The organism is Rhodanobacter sp. C03 (assembly GCF_002001175.1).
Classification (GTDB): Bacteria; Pseudomonadota; Gammaproteobacteria; order Xanthomonadales; family Rhodanobacteraceae; genus Rhodanobacter.
In genome coordinates this window covers 1-3,199 of the sequence record NZ_MUNT01000017.1, presented here as the reverse complement: position 1 = coordinate 3,199, position 3,199 = coordinate 1, and the positions used below count along the sequence as shown (strand labels likewise).

Genomic DNA, 3,199 nt, shown 5'->3' with positions numbered 1-3,199 from the left:
TCGCCTTGAAATCATGGGTGTAACGATAGGTGGTTCGCGGGCCTGGCTTGGGCATCTTGTGGACTCCTGAAGTGGTAGTTCAGGGTGTCCACTAAAGCGAAGGAACTATCCCGTCCGCCTTGAACGAATTGTTAGAACCCATGCTAGCCGAACCCCTTTTGATGCGCAGCTTGAACCCATGCTGCATCGACAGGACCGTTGAAGCCAACAACCGCATCTACGCTGCACTGAGGACAGATTGCAGTTTGCCCCTGCTCCTCGCCGATTGCGTCACACCACTCACTTATAGCCGACGGCGGGAACTCGGCAAAGCAGTAGTAGCAGACGGCTGTTTGGCTGGCGAGAAGCCGGCTTCTATGCATCGAACTGTCGCAAGTTCTGCTCATGGGATCTAACGCTTGAGTTAAGCGGCGGCGAAGCCGTCCGCCTTGAACGAGATGTTAGGGCTCAACCGCGACCCTAGGAAACTGCGAAGCCGGCGGCGCTTGCGACAGATGGCCAATTTGCATTGCCAAGACCTGCAGCCATAAGGGTGTCGCGCCAGTCTACTTGGGCCTGCTTGATTGTCTTGCGAAGCAACTCGACATCTCCTTTGGCGAGCATGAGAGCTGCAATTTGCACGCGAACTCTTGCTGCTGCCCACTCAGGTGTGGAAGGTGGTTGCTGCATGCCGGCAAGTACGACGAGCGCCGTGCCAGCGTCTTGTGATGAGAACGTGGCCCGGACATTTGTCTCGATCGCTTGGGAAACTTCCATTTGAGCCCTAACGCTGGAGTTAAGCGGCGGCGAAGCCGTCCGTCTTGAACGAATTGTTAGGCGCAACATACCTCACTTTGAACGAGCAGCATCGGCATCGGGGGTGTTGCGGCTTGAAACCTCAAACGGCAGGTCGCGCAGCCCAACATTTGGAAGTCTTTCGAGTGCCAATTTCTCTAAGCCGACCCAAGAGCCAGCTAACCGCTCGTCGGGAAGTAGCGGTAGGCGCCAGACCTCGTAGTACTCCAGATAGCAATCCAGGTCGTCATCGAAGCGAGAGTCAAAGAAATATAGATTCCCGTCGCGCTGCGCGATCACTGCGCGCGGTGCATCGCAGAACTCTCGATACACAATTCGTGACCACTCGGACATAGATAGCCTAACGCTTGAGTTAAGCGGCGGCGAAGCCGTCCGCCTTGAACGAGTGGTTAGGCACCACACCCGCAACCTCCGCCGCGTTGCACTTGAAGGTGCCGCACAAACCGTAGCAGCCCTCGATTGTAACGACAGTAGGAGATTCGGAAGAGATGCTTAGGACGTCGACAATGTTCTCGGAGCGGAGCTCTGAGAGATCTAGGTCGGTAACGCCCGAGAACCGAAGGCTGACGACAGCTGCCTTTTGGATGTTGGAGTCGATGTAGGAAATTCTGAGGCAGATGATGCCTGGCCGCTCGAACGAGAAGAACTCGATACGGCCATCCGAAAACTCGGGCCAGTACCCAAAGATGGACTCGACGGTTTCGGCGTGCAAAATCATTTCTTGGGGTGCCTAACGCTGGAGTTAAGCGGCGGCGCAGCCGTCCGCCTTGAACGAGATGTTAGGCAGCTCCTAGCTGATTACGCCAGCGGCTGCTCGCTGAAGCTCTCCGAACCGGCGAAATAACGATGTAGTGCCCCACACGCCAACAACAACACCGATTAGCGCAAAAGCAACGCCGACGCTTAGCAGGCCAGAAAGTGCCGATGTGTTGAGCGTGACAAAGTAAGGAACAGCCCCGATAGCCGCATAGGTGGCAAAACACGTGCTGCCGGCGGCGAGCAACCAGAAGCTCTTATGCCTGTAACGACGCAATGCGCCAACTTGAAGTGAGAACATGATGATTTGAGCACCGATGCCGAGAACGATGGTCGCAAGCCAAATCATACGAAAGATGGTCATGGATTCCCCTGTTGCCTAACGCTGGAGTTAAGCGGCGGCGAAGCCGTCCGCCTTGAACGATTGGTTAGGCGGCATCCGACCACTGTACGAGAAGTGGTTGCATGACACCATTCGAAAGTCTATCCGCAGACACTGGATAGAATTTTGCTTGAACAACGGAACTAGAAGCCGGAAGAGCCTCAATGCGGGCTTGCAACAAAACTTGAAGTTGGTCATATCGTAGATCGCGACCACCGAAGCCTGGATGTGACTCGCTCGAAACCTGTCCGGCATGAAAGGCAAGCTCCCACTTTTGCCAGATTGCCGACTGCCGCAACACCAACTCGAATGTTTCTGCGTCAATTGGTGATAACGCATAGTTGCAACTGTAGTCGTCTGCAGCAGCGTCCCATTGACAGGAAAAGTAGCTCGGCTGCCCACGAAAGCTTGCGACGCCAGTTCTGGGGCCGTCGTAGAAATCCCAAATTGCGTGAACTATGTCCATGCCGCCTAACGCTGGAATTAAGCGGCGGCGGAGCCGTCCGCTTGAATGAGATGTTAGACGGTTGCCACGCAGCATGCTCGGGCGACAACGACTGCCGAGACGAGCGCACAGCTTGAACAACCGACTGCCCCAAAACTACCAGCTCTGAATGCCCAGGCTTGCGACGTTGCTGCGCGAAGAGCTGCTGCGGCGACGGACGACAAGCTAGCGCGAAACTGGGTGAAACACACCACACGAAGAACCACGACGAGCTACCGACTAACGCTGGAGTTAAGCGGCGGCGGAGCCGTCCGCCTTGAACGAGTAGTTAGGTGCCACCGCCGACTTGCTGAGCGACGAGCACCGACGGAAGTAAGCGAATGAAGACGCTGTCTTTGGACGAGATGACGATTTCCAGTGTGTCATGAGTCGGGCCGCCGAGCACACGAAGGTCGCTAACTGCGGAGGCAGTAAGTTGATACGTAAGTTCGTTGGGGCAACGAATGGACAGCTCTACGTGCCTGTACGACGGCATGATGTAGAAGATGACCTGATATGGGCCGCCAGAGAAATTGAAGGTGAGCCCGTTGTATGGCCATGGAGCATCGGCATCGGACTTGGACGGAGCTGTACCGAAGAAACGCTCCAAGTCTTCTTGCGTTAATGACAGCCTCAAAGTTTCCATGGCACCTAAGGACACTCTGATTTATTTCCCGTCTGCGGCATCATAGCCAGCCGTTCCCAGGAAGCCCATCGCCGATGAAGCAGCGTTCCTTTGCCTCGCTGAGTTTCGAGTCCAAGAAGAAGCCGACACGGCGTGA

Annotated in this window: 5 protein-coding genes; all 5 read right to left on the bottom strand. The window is 55.6% G+C overall.

All coding sequences use genetic code 11. From position 1 onward, the window contains the following. Positions 1-459: 459 nt before the first annotated feature. Positions 460-756, bottom strand: coding sequence for a hypothetical protein (locus B0E48_RS17705; protein WP_139350360.1), 297 nt, complete (start codon positions 754-756; stop codon positions 460-462). A gap of 72 nt (positions 757-828) precedes the next feature. Continuing rightward, positions 829-1,128: a hypothetical protein gene (locus tag B0E48_RS17360; RefSeq protein ID WP_139350359.1), complete on the bottom strand. Its 300-nt coding sequence runs from the start codon at positions 1,126-1,128 to the stop codon at positions 829-831. Positions 1,129-1,147: 19 nt separating this feature from the next. After that, the gene (locus tag B0E48_RS17355) at positions 1,148-1,507 is read right to left on the bottom strand and encodes an Imm50 family immunity protein (protein ID WP_217318114.1); all 360 of its coding nucleotides are present in this window, start codon (positions 1,505-1,507) and stop codon (positions 1,148-1,150) included. A gap of 78 nt (positions 1,508-1,585) precedes the next feature. After that, a complete protein-coding gene (locus tag B0E48_RS17350; protein ID WP_139350358.1) occupies positions 1,586-1,915 on the bottom strand; it encodes a hypothetical protein in 330 nt (109 codons plus the stop codon). A gap of 791 nt (positions 1,916-2,706) precedes the next feature. Further along, entirely contained in the window at positions 2,707-3,027 is a 321-nt protein-coding gene (locus B0E48_RS17340) for a hypothetical protein (RefSeq protein ID WP_139350357.1), read from the bottom strand. Between the last annotated feature and the right edge of the window lie 172 nt (positions 3,028-3,199).